Below are 16,049 nucleotides of genomic sequence, written 5' to 3' on the forward strand. Positions count from 1 at the left end.
TTAAAATGGAGGTTTCAGATGAATAAGAAAACCGTATTAATTGTTGGTGGATATGGAGTTGTTGGTAGCCAAATTGCTCAAATTTTACATGATCGACATCCTGATTTGGAAATTAGATTAGGAGGAAGAACCTTAGGGAAAGCACTACCTTTTGAATCAGAGAGAGTAAAAATAGTCAAGGTGGACAACACAACAGATGATCCTTTAAGAAGTTTGAATGATAATCTCACATTAGTTGTTAATGCGGTTAATGATTCTCAAGATAGACTACTTCTATCCGCGGTCAAAAGAAGAATTCCATTGGTTGACATTACTCGTTGGACTGAACGATTTCAGAGTTCTATTGCTCGATTGAAAAATGTTGAAGTTCAATCCCCTGTTGTATTAGCTTCTGGGTGGATGGGGGGGACAGCAGCCCTTTTTTCTAAAATTTATTCAAAAGATCTTCAAGAGGTTACAGTTGATATCAACGCATTATATTCTCTTCAAGACAAAGCAGGACCAAATTCAACAGCATATATGGATCGGTTAACTATTCCATTTGAAGTCAAATCTCAAGAGGGAATGCGACAGGCCTATCCAATGACTGATCCAATCAAAGTCCGCTTTCCCAACGGTTATATAACAAAATGTTATCGTTTGGATACTCCTGATCACATAACTCTGCCAGAATCTATTCATGCTGTTTCGGCTAACTTTCGTATTGCTTTTGATAGTAAAATATCTACATATGGATTGGTTTCTCTGGTGAATACAGGAATTTGGAAAATAATTAGCGGAGAAAAATTTACCGGTTTACGGAAAAATATTCTCTATAAACCCGGAAAGGGAAGTGCACATAACATAGTTATTCACCTTAAAGGTTATGATGATACTGGTGTATTGCATAGACGATGTGTGAACATATCGGATCCGTTAGGACAGACACATCTTACTGCTTTAGGAGCATCTGTCCAAGCAGAGAATATTTTACAAACATCTGATATTGTGGTTCCGAATTCTGAAATTTACTTTCCAGAAAATCTATTAGATTTGGGTGTGAATGCATCTACAATTTTAGATTTTTATAGAGAATACGGAGTTAATATTACGACAGAAAATATATAAAAGGTACCGTTCTATACGTGGTAGTACACATATCGCTATCAAACTAAAGTTAAGAAATCGAATTCCTCACATTCATCAATTTAAGAAGTCTAGTATTCCTCAAAACGAAAAAAATGAGCTGAATTGTAAGAAACAACTGTACAGAAATAAAATTTTCGTTTTGGGGTAAATCGTCCTTGTTAGCTTGATGGCGATGTGGTGGTATCCCTATACAGTTACTCATAATTTTTGTACTGTGTAACTCAAAAGAGAAAGTTAAATGAAATCAATGATACCAAGGGATTTAACGATAGGGTCAGTTACACACAATATAAGATATGGGTAAGTGAAGAGAAGGCATTTGATGGGCAGGTGGTGCAATCCTAATAGATTTGGGATCTCTCTTTGTATCACCATCCTTTAATTATCATATACATATAAAGTATTAAAAATAAATTTTAAAGGAGAAATATGCTATATGACAAAATTGGAGGAACTAGAGAAAGATTTTAATCAAATGAAACTAGATTTAAAAGCTATACAACATGATATGAGAAATTTAGAAACAAGAATACTAGTAGCTGAAAAGGATGTTTTAACTATTAATAAACAATTAGATAAAATTAGTGCAAATACTACATGGATTTTACGATTAATCATAAGCGGATTGTTAACAGGAGTACTTGGTGTAGTAGCAAGAGCCCTGTTATAGGAAAAAAGGATGTTGGTCAATCAAAACGGATTTAGCGAAGCAAAGAGATTATTTGATTAACTAGCGTGGGAGCCCTTCAAGGATTGAGGGGCTCAAAGGGGACAGTCCTCCATAGGGTACACTCTTTACCGTTGATGTGGTTTACATATATTTTGATAGTCGTAGAAATTACCTCCTGCTCTTAATAAGCAATAGGTGAACAGTCTGGGACAGTATAGGCAGTATAGGAGAATCGCCACAAAACGAAAGAATCATAAGCCTGCCCAAGCGACAAAATTTTGGTTCAAATCATAATTGTTATTGATTTTAAAAAAATAAAAAATCGCCTTATTAAAGGCGATTCATTTTGCATTCTATTGATAAATAAATATCTTTTAAAATTAAATACAATGTCCTACATTAACGTCTTTCTGGATCTTTGTCTTTTTTTCTAAGACCAAATAATCCTAGTAGTCCCAATAAACCAAGCCAAGTCCAATTATTATTTTTATTACGATTATCATTTAAATCATTTGTCGTATTTACATTTCGAGTTCTCACATCATTATTAACTCTATTCATGTTATAGTCATTAACTCTATTCGTGTTATAGTCATTAACTCGAGTTGTAGTATTGTTATTGTTAACTCTATTCGTATTATATCCATCGTATTCAGCATGGACGCTTGTACCAAAAACCATAATAGTTAGTAATAGGGCACCTAAAATAGATGAAAGTTTTTTACTCATGTTTTTCCCCCCTTTCGTATTTAGTAATGTCTCCAGTTCCTTTAGACAATATTCGGTTGAAAATATATAAAACCATTTGAATTGAAATTATAATAAACATCTTTAATTTTTATTATTAAAAGTACTTAATAATAGTGGATTAAGTTAATTAAAAGGTATTTATTCTTTATAAGCATAAATTTTTGGTAACGGTACATTCTATGAGAGGTAATTACTATATTTGGGTAAGGTGTTCCTTATGAGTTATAAGAACTTATTTTCTTTAATCAAGAACATGGTTGGGAAAATTTTTTCTATAGTAAGTATTGTTGCTAAAAGTCTAATTTCTTTAAGGAGGAATATTTTTATGGGTATTTTAAGTGGAAATCCACAAAATGAACCAATGCACTACGGAGAAGTCTTTGGAATTTGGAGTTATCTTGCAGCGGCACAAGGTGCAATTGCTGGATATCAAGTTCTTATTAACCACACAGGAGACGAGGATTTAAAGAAATTTTTAGAAAACCTTGTAGAGAATGATATTCAATCAGAAGTTGAAGAATTAAAAAATATATTAAAATTGAATGGTGTTGCATTACCACCAGCACCTCCAGAAAGACCAGTTGCATCTATTGAAACGATTCCTCCTGGTGCTCGTATTAATGATGCAGAAATTGCAGCTAAAGTTTCTATGGATCTTGCTGCTGGGTTAGTAGCATGTAGTCAAGCTATGGGACAATCTCTTCGAGAAGACGTTGGAATGATGTTTGGTCAATTTCATATGAAAAAAGCACAAGCTGGAGCTATATTACTTCGACTGAATAAGAAAAAAGGTTGGATTATTCCGCCTCCATTACATGTTCTACAATCAGATCAAGCATAATACCTAAATAAAATCCAATCTATTCTATTCTTTATGACTGTTGCAGTGAGGTTGTCTAGGAAAATAAAGGTTATTAGTGAATTAAAATAAGTGGCAGAGTCGTGACCGCTTTTTGGCAGTAAATGTGCCGGTTGTTTTGGAATTAACGTGATATATTTGTATTGTGAGTAGTGGCGGAAAACATTGCTTATAAAATTCCTTATAACTGAAAATGGGTCGTCATAACCGGTGGCGAAGGTTGCAGATTGGATGAACAGTTATTTCTTGTTTTCACATTTAATTGGAATTCACGTTGTATAAACGGGGAAGGGCTTTTGCTCTTCTTCCAGTTACTTAATAATGTACAAACAAATTGATGCAGCAATATTAGGTGATTGGAAGAAGGAGAAAACTTCATTTACCGTAATTGAAATACAAATAAATAATTGATATCAGAGCATCCATTCAGGTGCTTTTTCTTTTGATATGCTAATTAATCACAAATCGGTATTCCAAGTACTCTTAGAGCTAATGCTACTTGAAGAGAAATCTCTAATCTAGCAATTTCGATACCAGCTACTGTAAGAACTAAAAAAGAATGGCCATTTACAAACAAAACAAACTCAACACAAACCAAATATTGTAAATGATGGTCAAAAATTATCTAATGTAACACATCATATATTTTGTTACATTAGATTTCAGAAGAGAAATGCTGTTATATCAACGTTTCTATTGTTTTATAAAAATAGATACCATATTTTATGTAACATATTGTATAATAAAGATACATCTAATGTAACATAATGTATGGAGGGGTAAGGAATGAAGTTTGTGCAACCAATTCGAGATAAGAAAAAATTAGAAGAAGTGAAAGAGGTTTTACGTCGCCAGTCTTATCGTGATTTGTTTTTATTTGAAATGGGAATCAATACAGGTCTAAGAATTAGTGATTTATTAAAGTTACACGTAAATGATGTGAAAGAAAGAACTCACATTGTAATTAAAGAACAGAAGACCGGGAAAGAGAAACGTTTCATTATCAATACAGCGTTAAGAGAAAAAATAAATGAGTATGTAAGTGGAATGAATGAAACAGATTGCTTATTTGCTTCTAAAAAGACAGGAAAACCGATCACAAGAATTCAAGCTTATCGAATTATGAACGCTGCTGCTGAAAAAGTAGGGCTTGATGAAATTGGAACGCATACTCTTAGAAAAACTTTTGGATACCATTATTACCAAAAGACAAAAGATGTAGTAATGCTACAAACAATCTTTAATCATTCCGCTCCATCGATTACATTACGTTATATAGGGATCCGACAAGATGAGATTGATAAATCATTAGAAGACTTCAGTTTATAAATGAGACACAAACAAAAGTAGCGAATTTGCTGCTTTTTTATTTTGTATAGAAAAAGGAACCTCTAAGGATCCCTTTTATACTACGCTGTCTTATAATTTTTATCTTTAATCCTATTTTTAGTAGCCATTAATGCAGCGTAGGTAGCTATAGCACTACCTAAATCATAGACTTGGAATTTGTGGTCAAGAGCAAGTCCTACAATGAAATTGTAGCTGTATATAAAACATGTAATACCGAATAACCATAACATAAACTTCAAGTCTTTTAAGCTCAATCTATAATTCTTGATTTTTTCCCACATATGTATCAGCTCCTTTCAGTATGGGTTACTTATAATATTACATTTAAATTTATAGATTTACAATAAAGCAAAAAGCGATTAGCGTGAGGTGGTGTAAATGGAAGAAGAAACTATAAACGTTCCTACATGCTCTGTTTGTAATGAACCTTGCATGTGGACATTAAAAATGCCATTAACTATTACTCATTTTGATAAAACATATCTCCGTGAAGCAAATACGGATAATGCTCATATATGCATTGAGTGTTTAGAGAAGGAAGTGCAAGCAATTGGATAAGGGGGCAGGTGTTATGTAATTATGGCCAGACAACGAAGTCCAGACCGTAACAAAGCGTATGAAATATTTAAAGAACATAACGGCGATATTACTAATCGTAAAATTTCCGAATTGTTGTCTACATCCGAAAAAACTGTAAGTGAAAAAACGGTTGGTGGATGGAAATCCAAAGATGGATGGATAGACCAATTAAATGGAGTACTCCATAAAAATGAACGGAGTACTCCAAAGAAAGATACGGAGTACTCCAAAAAGAAACCAGGAGCACCCAAAGGTAATAAGAATGCTGTAAACAATCGTGGTGGAGCTAAAAAGGGCAATAAAAATGCTGCTGGTAATCCCGGAGGATCTGCTCCATTGCGTAATGGTAATGCTGCTACTCATGGTTTATATAGAAAGTATTTACCAAAAGAATTATATGATTTAAAAGAAGAGCTAGAGGAAGCGATTAACAATGATTCTTTATCGATTCTATGGGAAAGTATAATGTTGCAGCACGCTCAAATCATTCATGCTCAACGTATTATGTTCGTTAATAATAAAGAGGACATGACAAAGGAACTAAGAAAGAAAAAACTTAGTGAAAGCGGATTTGAAGAAGAGTGGGAAATTCAATTTGCTTGGGATAAACAAGCGAGTTTCTTAAATGCTCAATCTAAGGCCCTTTCTACTTTGTCTGCTCTTATTAGAGATTTTGACAGATTAGCAAATATAGATGATGAGCGGCGTGCCAAACTTGAATTTATCCAGGTTCAAATCGACAAAATTAAATCTAATACTAATAATAATGATAACAATATTGAGCCAGTTGTCATTGTAGACAATATCAGTGGTGATTTAAATGTCTAAAAAGCAAATCGGTGAAATACTGCCGCCGGCATTTCATCAAGTTTGGTTAGCTCGTAAATGTGAATCGATATTAAAAATCGTTTGTAAAGGCGGACGTGGTTCAGGTAAATCTACTGATATATCCATTTGTATTGTTATGGATCTTATTCAGTTTCCTATTACAGTGCTTTGCATACGTAAAGTAAAGGATACAATAAGGGAATCTTGCTATGAGCAAATAAAAGAAGCTATAGAAATACTAGGTGTAGAACATTTATTTCGTTTTAAAGAAAGTCCAATGGAAATCATTTATAAGCCGCGTGGAAACAAAATGATATTCCGTGGCGCTGATGACCCTGCAAAAATCAAATCTATTAAGATAGCCAAATATCCAGTTGCTATTGCGTGGTTTGAAGAATTGGCCGAATTTAAATTAGAGGAAGATGTTTCTACAATAGAAAAATCTATTTTGCGTAAAGAATTACCGAATGGATTGCGATATAAAATGTATTACTCATACAACCCACCGAAGAGAAAACAATCCTGGGTTAATAAGAAGTTTGAAACGCAATTCAGACCAAAGAATACATTTGTACATCATAGTACATACCATGATAACCCGCATATTTCTAAGCAGTTTGTAGAAGAAGCAGAAGAAACAAAAAGGCTTAAACCGCAGCAATATGAACATGAGTATGAAGGAAAACCAACGGGCAGCGGCGTTGTTCCATTTAGTAACCTTAAATTCAGACGTATTACAGATAAAGAAATTAAAACATTTGATAATATACGTCAAGGAATTGACTGGGGTTATGGGAATGACGCGCTGTCTTTTGGTCGTATGCATTATGACAAAACACGCAGGAAGCTTTATATATTTGGTGAAATACATGGTGTTAAAATCAGTAACCGTTCATTAGCTGAAAAGATTAAGAAACTCGGCTGGGATGATGTTGAAATAATTGCGGATTCTTCTGAACCAAAATCAATCGATGAAATGAAAAACGATCATGATATTAAGAGAATCAAGGGTGCAGTTAAAGGGCCTGGTTCTGTTGAATACGGAGAAAAATGGTTAGATGATTTAGTAGAAATCATAATTGATCCCGAGCGTTGTCCAAAAACTGCAGGTGAATTTGAAAATATTGATTATGAAGTTGATAAAGATGGTAATCCGAAAAACAGATTACAAGATAAGGACAATCATAGTATCGATATGACTCGTTATGCATGTGAGGACGATATGAGCAAACGTAAAGTAGTTATGGGTGGAAAGGTTAAAAGAATGTAGTCGAGCATTTATTGTTCGGCTATTTCTTTTGCTTTCTATTAATAGAAGAAAGGAGGACATACAAAGGATATGAGCGACAAGAAAACCATAAAAAATGTAAAAGTATTTAGTATAAATAAATCCGCAGATGGCCCAAAGAATAAGGAAGATAACAGCAAACAAATGGCAGTTGACCCATTCGCACAAATATATGGAGATAGGGGATTGGTTAAGCCTCCTTATGATATGAAGGTACTGATGGATATAAAGGAAAGTAACCCTATTCATTCTGCTTGTATTAGCGCGAAAGTGGATGATATTGCAGGTGTCGGCTTTGACTTCGCGCCTTTTGAAGAAGTGAAAGAAGCAGCGAGCCAGGAGCAATATGAAATGCTAAAGAATTTCATGCGGAAGTGCAACCCAGAAATGACAAGTTCAGAAATTCTTAGAGCTGTATGGGAGGATTATGAAACAGTTGGCTGGGGCATTATTGAAGTTGTTCGCGATAATAAAGGTGAAAGTCCGGTAGAGCTTTATCATATACCGGGACATACAGTACGTGCTCATAAGGACAAAATACGCTTTGCTCAAATCGTAAACAATAAAGAAATATGGTTTAAAAAGTTTAATTATCCAGATGATTATCATCTGGATAATGGTAGGCCTTTAGGTGCAGATGATCTTGTAGGAAATGGAACAGAAAAAGCCGGAGAAGTAATTGTTATTCGTAAATTTGGTTCTCGTTCTTCTTATTATGGAATACCTAATTACGTTAGTTCTATAGGTTCAATAGTGGGTTCACAAGCAGCAAGAGATTACAATATCGACTTTTTTACAGGTAAAACCATCCCGGATTCCATTTTATTTCTTGAGGGAGTCGATGAAGTAGATTCTGGAACAGAAAATGAACTGAAAGCATTCTTCTCTGCAGAAACAAAAGGAGAACATCATAAATTAGCCGTTGTACCTGTGCCAGATGGTGCGAAAGCAAGGTTAGAAAAGATTAGTCCAGATGTAAAAGAAGGTAGTTTCCGTTTATATAAACAGGATAGCGCAATGGAGATATGTGTGGCCCATCGTGTACCGCCTTATCGTATCGGCTGGGCTATGACAGGTTCATTGGGGCAAACAACTGCTAAAGAAATGAACGAGATGTACAAGCGCTCTATTATAGAGCCTGGTCAAGAAATCCTAGAGCATCGATTGAACAATCAATTATTCCGTGTATTCGCTGAAATACTAGGTAGTTTAGATTGGCATTTCAAATTAAATGAAATTGATACGGATGACCGTGAAGCGGATTTAAAGTATGCAAAAGACAGTTATGAGGGTGGAATATTAAAACTGAATGAGTCTCGTAAAGTAGTAGGTTATGAACCTGTACCAGAAGGAGATAAATTCTTTGATGGTAAAACTGAATCTTCTCCGCCTGAACCAATTGCGAAAGCTGCAGATAATGAGCAAGAGAACATAATTGCTATTAATGCATTTAGGGAAAAGCATGAAGAAGTAGAGAAAGCTATGCAAAAGAAGGTAGCGGATTTTTTTCCGGACAGGGAAAACGGCTCTTAAACCTGCTTCCCGTAATTCGTATTAATAAAGCAGATGAAGAAATTGATCTTGTAATTGCAGAAGCAGAAGTTGATGAATTTCTTGATAGTGTCGATTGGGATGAAGAAAGACAAATGTTTGTCGATGAAGTCACAGACACGCTGCAGGATGATGTAACAGAATTTGTACAAAGTACCATTGCATCAAATGGTTTAACTTGGATGGTATTAGATCCAATTGGTGACGTAGCTGCAAAATGGGTTGCTGCTTATGCCTTTGAATTAGCAAAGGGAATCCATGAAACTACTAAAGATAGATTAAGAGAAACAATGTTAAAGAATCTTAGTGAGGGAATGGGTGTCGATGCATTAAGTGTTTCTATTGCAGATGTGATGACAGAAGCAAGTAACTACAGAGCAATGATGATTGCACGTACAGAAACAACATATGCAATGAATTACGGCAATTTAATTGCTTATAAGGGCGCAAATAGAAATAAGAAAACATGGCTTACAGGAAACGATGAGCGTGTTTGTAAAGAATGTGGTGGTTTACATGGGGAAACGGTAGACATTGATGATCTATTTAGTAATGGAAAGATGTGTCCGCCAGCTCATCCACATTGCCGCTGCACTATGATTTCAGAAGAGTAATAAAATACACCTATTTGATTGGGGTTTCATCGTCAAAACGTATGCGGCTTTAAAGTGGCTATTATGCGTTTTGACAGTGGAACCCCAATATTGATAGGGAAGGAGGTAAAACGATGGGATACGAACTAAAAAACGCCAATATCAGCTATGTTTCATTAGTTACTAAGGGCGCTAATGGTCGTCAATTCGCCATTATGAAAAGCGAATCTGCTAAACAACCAAATATATCGAAACAAGTTCCAATCCTTAAAACAGAGGAAGAGAAGCAGCTTGTTACAGGTGTGGTATATGAACCAGATGTAGAAGATTCACATGGGGATAAAATGACCGCAGAAGAAATAGAAAAGGCTGCTTATACCTTTATGGAAAATTACCAACATATCGACAAGCAACATGATGAAATCGCTGGTAAAGGAACAGTTGTTGAAAACTGGATTGCTAAAAGTGATATGACAGTAGGCGAACAAGAAGTACAAGCAGGAACGTGGCTTATGACGGTTCGTGTTGATGATGCAGACACTTGGGAAGAAATTAAAAAAGGTGAAGTCACTGGTTTTTCTATGGGTGGATTTGGTGAACGTGTAGAAATTGCCAAGACTGATGATTTTACTCATGAAGATAAAGGCATTATTCGAAAAATGCTAGATTTCGTTAAAGGTGAAACTCACAAAATCGCAAAAGGCGAAGTAAAAGACTGCTTTATTGATGAAAAACAAAAGCGTGATTTACGGGCTGTTTTTAATTTGTTTGAAGATGTGTTCTATTGGGAGATTTGGGAAAGTAATCCCGATATCGACCGTATGGCAGCTGCTCTTGACGATATGAAGGACATACTTTCTTCTATTAAAGGTGGTTATACCATTGCGAAATCAGAAGACAGTGTACAAGCAGAAAGCATTGTTTTAGAAAGTATTAAAAAAGCGGGGAAAGTATTATCCCAAAAGAATCATACAAAATTAGATGAAGCATTAGCTTTAATTACTGAAATAAAAGAAGCTGCTTCACCACAGGAGGAAGATGAAATGAAAGCAGAAGATATTGCAGAGATTGTTAAACAAGCAGTAGAGCCACTAGCTACCAAGTTAGATAAGATTGAAAAACAAGTGAATGGTGAAGAAGTAGAACCGACACCAGAAGAGCAAACGGATGAAGAGAAAGTTGCAGCAGTTATTCAAAAAGCATTGGAGCCATTTGCTGAACGTCTTGAGAATATCGAAAACGCGGCTTCTATTCGTAAAAGTTTAGATCCAGACGAAGAATTTACACCAGGACAACAACAAATTAAAAAGTCTAAATGGGCAGGAATTAACCTGTAATATAAGGGGGAAATATAAATATGGGCACAATGAACAATCAGGATTTATTAAAACGTGTATCTAGAATTGAAAAGACAATTACTACAGGATCAGTTTCTTCTGGTTTATTAAATCCAGAGCAAAGCAAAGAATTCTTTAGAATGGCATTTGACGCAACACCATTCTCTCAATTACATCGAAAAGAGATGCGTAAAGCAAAACAAGGTGTACTTGATAAAGTTGGTATTGGCGGCCGCATTCTACGTAAGAAAACAGAGAATAAAGATGAGGATTACCGTGCAGGTGTTAATACATCAACTATTCCATACAATACAAAAGCACTTCGTCTACCTTGGGAAATTACAGAAGAAACGCTGCGTGAAAATATTGAAGGTGAAGGTTTTGAAGATACTGTAATGACACTTATGTCAACTCAAACAGGTATTGATTTAGAGGATTTACACTGGAATGGTGATGTTGAATCATCTGATCCATTTTTATCAATTAACGATGGCTGGTTGAAGAAGATATTAAAATCAAAAGAATCGCATATTATTGACCACGCTAAACTAGTAACTGGTACAGGGGAAGAAGCAAAAGCTAATGGATTTGGTAAAGGTTCGATCTTTGCTTTATCTGGTGTAATGCCAAATAAATATAAAAATAGTAATCTTCGTTGGATTATGTCACCAAATCGTAGAGAAAAATGGATTGAATATTTAACAAACCGTCCAACTGGAGCGGGAGACGCTGCGTTATTAGGAGCAGGAGATCAAGTAAATAAACCAATGGGTTATGGGATTGTTACAGTTCCTTCTCTATCAGATGACATTATTATTCTTGCAGATCCACGTAACTTTATTGCTGTTAACACATATGAAACTCGCATTCGTAAAACAACAGAAGGTAAATCTGCAGTAATGGAAGATAAACGATTCTATGTAATTCACTTTGATGATGATGCTGTAATTCAAGAAATGGATGCAGTAGCAATCCTAACAAATATTCCGGATACGTTTGGAGCTTAATATCCAGGCGTATTTTTTATGGGAATAAACCCTTTGTTATTAGGGTTTTGAATGTATACTTTTTTAATATTTTCTTGTTTTTAACGGGAAATGAGATAGAACCAATAAAACTAGCAATGCGAATGTAAACTTTCATTTAAAAGTTTACATTCATTTTTCAATGTGAATATCTAAAAGTTTTAACAGTTTGATAACATGATAGTTAAACAAATTAATGAAGAACAATGAATTAATATAATATTTTATAAAGATAGATTATCGAAATTTCTGCGTAATATTAAAGTAATTTCTAAAAAAACATTTATACTAAGCCATAAAAAAATAATTATAAAAAGAAAATCAATAATTATTATTAAATAGTTTTTTGACTCTCTTTTTATTTCTGTATTTAGTGCTGAAATAAAATTTATTTTTAATAAAATTAAGACTGAAAAAAATAATAAATTGAATAAAAAAATATCCATTATGAGACCCCTTTGTATGTTTTGGTAATAAATTACACTTATTATCAAATATACAAAATTTTTCGTTAAGGAGTAAGTCCAGATAGATAAAAAAGTAAACTTTTATGCAATAGTTTACATTCGTGAAAGGGGTGTTAATTATGAAAGTAGTTACGCTGCGATTAGGTGGTACTTACACGGCTTATGGACAAAAGTTTAAGAATGGCCAAGAAGAAACAGTAGCAAATGATAAAGCTGATTACCTTGTAAGTACTGGACATTTTGAACTTGTAAAAGAAGTCGATAAGAAGGAGAAAGAAACATAATGGATATTACCATGCAGGACATTAAAGACCGCGTAAATGTGCAGAAAATGCCCGATAAGGTTATTCAAGAACTAATAGATTACTACGCAGTTATTGTTAGGAAGTATATAAGAGTTAAGCCGGAGAATCCAATGAAAGAAGTCATTCAAACAAGCAAACTAGCTTGGCTTTCTTTTCCTGCTGAATCTATAGCAAAAGTAACTCATGTTAGTTCGAAACAAGATATGACCGATTCTATTACTGTAAATGGGCGTATTGTTTACGGTTTATCTGAAAATCAGTTATATGAATTCGAATATAAGATACAAGATTATGACGATCTGCAGGTACTTATGAAAAAATGTATTATTGATTTGGTTGTTTCTGCAGTAGTTCGTGCTAACTTACAACGAAAAGGCATGAAGACAACGGAGAGCATTGGCGATTATTCGTACCAGATTAGCCCAGAAACACTAGATGAACCAGCTACAAACAATAAGATACTCAATGGTTTAAAAGGCTTTAGAGCAAGAGTTAAGCCGGTGATGGCCACATGAACGAAATGTATTTTGATGATGGTGGAATGGATGATTTATATATACATGAGGTAGTTGTAAAACGAAAAATGAAAAAGAAACAATCCTCTGGTAATTATGCAGAAACAGAGGAAGACATTTATGAGAATATGACTTGTCGTGTAACTACTAATTCTGCTGCTGATAATGAGAGGTTTAAGCGTGATAAACAAAATTTTGATACAATCTTTAAGATATATGCACCTGCTTCTTACAAAATTAAGCCTAATGATCGTATTCATTTCAAAAGTGAAGAATTAGGTGTTGATTATACGTTTGAAGTTAAAGGAGAACCGCGCAATCCTGCGTTTATGAATCACCACATTGAAATTTATTGCGAAAAGGTATGATTCTATATGGCTAATTCAGTAGAAATTGAGTATTCAAGCAATATGGAGCAAATCAAGACGCATATTAACGCTATGTGTGTTGAAAAGGTCACAGCAGCATCTATTCATTTACAAAATCAAGTGAAGAAGAACCTCACGGGTAGCCGTAGCGGTAAACAATACAAAATACCTCATACGAGTCGTAAATATACTGCTTCTAAACCAGGTGAAGCTCCTGCTGTTCGTACCGGTGACTTGTTAAATTCGATTAAATACAATGTTAAACGGTCACAATCAGAGGTATTGGGTGCCGTAGGAAGCGACTTGCAGAAAGCAATATGGCTTGAAACTGGTACAAGTCATATGGAAGCCCGCCCATTCCTATTAAAAGCGTTTGAAAAAGAACGCAGAGAGCTTAAAAGAATGATGGGAGGGTAATTGTATGTCTAATGCTATTGCAGCTATTAGAATGCTTGTAGAGAACGATGAAATAATAAAAGCTAATCTATCAGAATATGGTGAAGGCGAGGACAAAGGCCCTGCTCTTTCATTTCAAACTGCACAAGATGATATGGAAATGCCTTATGTAGTTATGAGAATTGAAGCAGATAATCCGGATGATGTTGAAATTATAGATCGTATGATTCTAAATTTCGATGTGTATTGTGATAATGGGGATTATGATAAGGCAAAGTTAATTGCTACACGTATTGAAAAGTTACTAGATAGAGAAGTTGGTTTAAAAGATGATGGGATACTTTCTATACATCGTGCAGGTAAACTGTCGGTACCAGATGAAGACCCATCTATCATTCATATAAATGCGAAATTTCTTGTCCGAACCATGCGAACGGACTTGTATTAGGGGGTAGGGCAAATGAGCTGGAAATTAATTAATGGTGTCCGTGAAGGGACTACAGATAATTTTGTTATCGGTCCTGGTGTCATGTACAAAGGGTTTAAAAGTGTAAAAGAATTAGGTGAACTTGTAGGAGCGACTACAGGCGGAACTAAAGTGGGTTTTGATCGTGAGTATTATGATGCAGATATTGATGGTGTACTAGGTAAAATGGTTCGCGGTAAGTGGTTATTAAAAGATGAGCCGCATGTAGAACTTACATTAGTAGAGTTTACAAAAGAAAACCTGCAGTTAGCTTTACCAGGGATGACGGTAGATAGTACAACTGAAACTGATTACGATATTATGAAACCTTCAAATGATATTCCAGATTCGAATTACCATGATATCGCACTAATCGGTATGATTTCGGGTAGTGAGTTACCAGTAATTTTTGTAATTCGTAATGCAATGGTAGTTTCATCTATTGAAGTGGATCTAAAAGACGGTAAAGGAACGGTTGGTTTGAAATGTAAGTTTATCGGTCATTACAGTGAATCTGCACCAACTACACCACCATACGAAATCTATTTACCAAAGAAAAAGAAAGCAACAGTACAAAAAGCACCGGCTACCGCATAAATGGTAGTCGGTTTTCTATTGCATAAAACGAACGGAATACAAAAAAAGGAGCGGACAAAATGACTTCTATATTAGAAAAAATGATGAATACCGGTACAGAAATTACAATCTTAGGTGAAAAAGTAACAATGCGACGATTAAATGTAACGGATGTTTGGCGATTCGCTAAGATTATTTCGAAGGTTGGACGCAGCGCAATGGCTAACTTTGCTGATTTCGGTAAGGATAAGCAAACAATGGATGAACTAACTAAAGCAGCAGAATCTCTTCCAGAAGAAGAAAAGCAAGCGCAATTAGTTGCACTTAAAGAGAAGCAACAACAAAAAGGATTAGAATTTGCTTTCCGTGTTCTAACGATGATCCCTGCTTGCGAGGATGATTTTACAGAGTTCTTTGCTAGTTTATTAAAAGTGAAAGCAGAAGAATTTAGACAGTTCCCTCCGGAAGCAATGGTTACTGTTATACAGGGCCTATTAGAAAGTGAAGACTTAATGACTTTTTTCAACCAGGTCAAGGGACTCGTGAAAGTTCAGAGCGAGAAATGGAGCCAATCAGCAGCGGTACCGAACCTAGCGTAAATGAAAATTCAGATGAATATTTAGAGGAAGCCGAACAAAATATGTTACGTGCTTTCGATAAAATCCAAAAACGGTATGGATGGACAGATGATTATGTCTTATCAATACCGTATTCGCGTTTAATGGACCTGTTTTCTTTAATTGCACAAGAAGAGCAGCAAGAAGAACTAAATGAGTGGAAGAAGATGGCGTTCATTGGCTTTCAAACTCGTCAACTTGAAGAAGGTACTACTTTTAATGATTATCTTCAAGCCTTTGGACTAACTGACACCCAGGACGATAAAGAATCATCTTATGAAATGGGTCAAGTGTGGACGAAAGAAGAGTGTGAAGCGCATGCTGCTCAAATCATGGCTCACTTCCAAGAAGACGATGAAGAATAAAATGGGTATCGGCCCC

At 35.0% G+C, this 16,049-nt stretch carries 22 protein-coding genes; 19 read left to right on the plus strand and 3 right to left on the minus strand.

Annotated elements, in window-relative coordinates:
* Nucleotides 1-18 precede the first annotated feature (18 nt).
* Both ACUN26_RS07460 and ACUN26_RS07465 read left to right on the plus strand, forming a co-directional pair.
* The gene (locus ACUN26_RS07460; protein ID WP_001036803.1) at nt 19-1,107 is read left to right on the plus strand and encodes a saccharopine dehydrogenase NADP-binding domain-containing protein; all 1,089 of its coding nucleotides are present in this window, start codon (nt 19-21) and stop codon (nt 1,105-1,107) included.
* A gap of 457 nt (nt 1,108-1,564) precedes the next feature.
* Nucleotides 1,565-1,798, plus strand: a complete 234-nt coding sequence (locus ACUN26_RS07465; protein ID WP_016513941.1) for a hemolysin XhlA family protein — start codon at nt 1,565-1,567, stop codon at nt 1,796-1,798.
* A 399-nt stretch (nt 1,799-2,197) separates the two neighbouring features.
* On the opposite strand, the gene ACUN26_RS07470 is transcribed toward ACUN26_RS07465, so the two are convergent.
* Nucleotides 2,198-2,527, minus strand: coding sequence for a WGxxGxxG family protein (locus ACUN26_RS07470; protein ID WP_016513942.1), 330 nt, complete (start codon nt 2,525-2,527; stop codon nt 2,198-2,200).
* Nucleotides 2,528-2,873: 346 nt separating this feature from the next.
* Between ACUN26_RS07470 and ACUN26_RS07475 the strand changes: the two genes are divergently transcribed.
* On the plus strand, nt 2,874-3,389 hold the full coding sequence (locus ACUN26_RS07475) for a DUF3231 family protein (protein WP_000512143.1): 516 nt from the start codon (nt 2,874-2,876) through the stop codon (nt 3,387-3,389).
* Nucleotides 3,390-3,861: 472 nt separating this feature from the next.
* Here ACUN26_RS07475 and ACUN26_RS07480 read toward each other — a convergent pair whose 3' ends face one another.
* Nucleotides 3,862-4,005 (minus strand): DUF3956 family protein, encoded by a 144-nt coding sequence (locus ACUN26_RS07480; RefSeq protein WP_080223070.1) that lies wholly within the window; start codon nt 4,003-4,005, stop codon nt 3,862-3,864.
* A gap of 188 nt (nt 4,006-4,193) precedes the next feature.
* Between ACUN26_RS07480 and ACUN26_RS07485 the strand changes: the two genes are divergently transcribed.
* Nucleotides 4,194-4,736, plus strand: a complete 543-nt coding sequence (locus ACUN26_RS07485) for a site-specific integrase (protein ID WP_016513943.1) — start codon at nt 4,194-4,196, stop codon at nt 4,734-4,736.
* Nucleotides 4,737-4,816: 80 nt separating this feature from the next.
* Here the strand turns inward: ACUN26_RS07485 and ACUN26_RS07490 are convergent, their stop codons facing one another.
* Nucleotides 4,817-5,038, minus strand: a complete 222-nt coding sequence (locus tag ACUN26_RS07490; protein WP_016091047.1) for a hypothetical protein — start codon at nt 5,036-5,038, stop codon at nt 4,817-4,819.
* Nucleotides 5,039-5,135: 97 nt separating this feature from the next.
* Here ACUN26_RS07490 and ACUN26_RS07495 point away from each other — a divergent pair, with 97 nt between their 5' ends.
* From ACUN26_RS07495 to ACUN26_RS07565, 15 genes are all read left to right on the plus strand, one after another.
* Nucleotides 5,136-5,315, plus strand: coding sequence for a hypothetical protein (locus tag ACUN26_RS07495; RefSeq protein WP_016513944.1), 180 nt, complete (start codon nt 5,136-5,138; stop codon nt 5,313-5,315).
* 21 nt (nt 5,316-5,336) lie between these two features.
* Nucleotides 5,337-6,164: a phage terminase small subunit gene (terS, locus tag ACUN26_RS07500; RefSeq protein WP_016513945.1), complete on the plus strand. Its 828-nt coding sequence runs from the start codon at nt 5,337-5,339 to the stop codon at nt 6,162-6,164.
* Nucleotides 6,157-7,434: a PBSX family phage terminase large subunit gene (locus ACUN26_RS07505; RefSeq protein WP_016513946.1), complete on the plus strand. Its 1,278-nt coding sequence runs from the start codon at nt 6,157-6,159 to the stop codon at nt 7,432-7,434. Before terS ends, ACUN26_RS07505 begins: the two co-directional genes overlap by 8 nt.
* 69 nt (nt 7,435-7,503) lie before the next feature.
* The gene (locus ACUN26_RS07510) at nt 7,504-8,985 is read left to right on the plus strand and encodes a phage portal protein (RefSeq protein ID WP_016513947.1); all 1,482 of its coding nucleotides are present in this window, start codon (nt 7,504-7,506) and stop codon (nt 8,983-8,985) included.
* Nucleotides 8,986-9,098: 113 nt separating this feature from the next.
* Complete coding sequence (locus tag ACUN26_RS07515) at nt 9,099-9,617, plus strand: phage head morphogenesis protein (protein ID WP_016513948.1); 519 nt, start codon at nt 9,099-9,101, stop codon at nt 9,615-9,617.
* 113 nt (nt 9,618-9,730) lie between these two features.
* On the plus strand, nt 9,731-10,933 hold the full coding sequence (locus ACUN26_RS07520; protein ID WP_016513949.1) for an XkdF-like putative serine protease domain-containing protein: 1,203 nt from the start codon (nt 9,731-9,733) through the stop codon (nt 10,931-10,933).
* A 29-nt stretch (nt 10,934-10,962) separates the two neighbouring features.
* A complete protein-coding gene (locus tag ACUN26_RS07525) occupies nt 10,963-11,940 on the plus strand; it encodes an XkdG (RefSeq protein WP_033660281.1) in 978 nt (325 codons plus the stop codon).
* Nucleotides 11,941-12,544: 604 nt separating this feature from the next.
* Nucleotides 12,545-12,709 (plus strand): YqbF domain-containing protein, encoded by a 165-nt coding sequence (locus ACUN26_RS07530; RefSeq protein ID WP_016513952.1) that lies wholly within the window; start codon nt 12,545-12,547, stop codon nt 12,707-12,709.
* Nucleotides 12,709-13,245 (plus strand): hypothetical protein, encoded by a 537-nt coding sequence (locus ACUN26_RS07535; RefSeq protein ID WP_016513953.1) that lies wholly within the window; start codon nt 12,709-12,711, stop codon nt 13,243-13,245. The genes ACUN26_RS07530 and ACUN26_RS07535 overlap by 1 nt, the downstream gene beginning before the upstream one ends.
* Nucleotides 13,242-13,613, plus strand: a complete 372-nt coding sequence (locus ACUN26_RS07540; RefSeq protein WP_016513954.1) for a hypothetical protein — start codon at nt 13,242-13,244, stop codon at nt 13,611-13,613. The genes ACUN26_RS07535 and ACUN26_RS07540 overlap by 4 nt, the downstream gene beginning before the upstream one ends.
* 6 nt (nt 13,614-13,619) lie before the next feature.
* Complete coding sequence (locus ACUN26_RS07545; RefSeq protein ID WP_000024032.1) at nt 13,620-14,030, plus strand: HK97-gp10 family putative phage morphogenesis protein; 411 nt, start codon at nt 13,620-13,622, stop codon at nt 14,028-14,030.
* 4 nt (nt 14,031-14,034) lie between these two features.
* Nucleotides 14,035-14,457, plus strand: coding sequence for a hypothetical protein (locus tag ACUN26_RS07550; RefSeq protein ID WP_016513955.1), 423 nt, complete (start codon nt 14,035-14,037; stop codon nt 14,455-14,457).
* Nucleotides 14,458-14,469: 12 nt separating this feature from the next.
* A complete protein-coding gene (locus ACUN26_RS07555; RefSeq protein ID WP_000118571.1) occupies nt 14,470-15,072 on the plus strand; it encodes a hypothetical protein in 603 nt (200 codons plus the stop codon).
* 59 nt (nt 15,073-15,131) lie between these two features.
* Nucleotides 15,132-15,650, plus strand: coding sequence for a hypothetical protein (locus tag ACUN26_RS07560; protein WP_016513956.1), 519 nt, complete (start codon nt 15,132-15,134; stop codon nt 15,648-15,650).
* A complete protein-coding gene (locus tag ACUN26_RS07565; protein ID WP_016513957.1) occupies nt 15,614-16,033 on the plus strand; it encodes a hypothetical protein in 420 nt (139 codons plus the stop codon). The genes ACUN26_RS07560 and ACUN26_RS07565 overlap by 37 nt, the downstream gene beginning before the upstream one ends.
* Nucleotides 16,034-16,049 lie beyond the last annotated feature (16 nt).

It is taken from the genome of Bacillus sp. WC2503 (assembly GCF_052682895.1).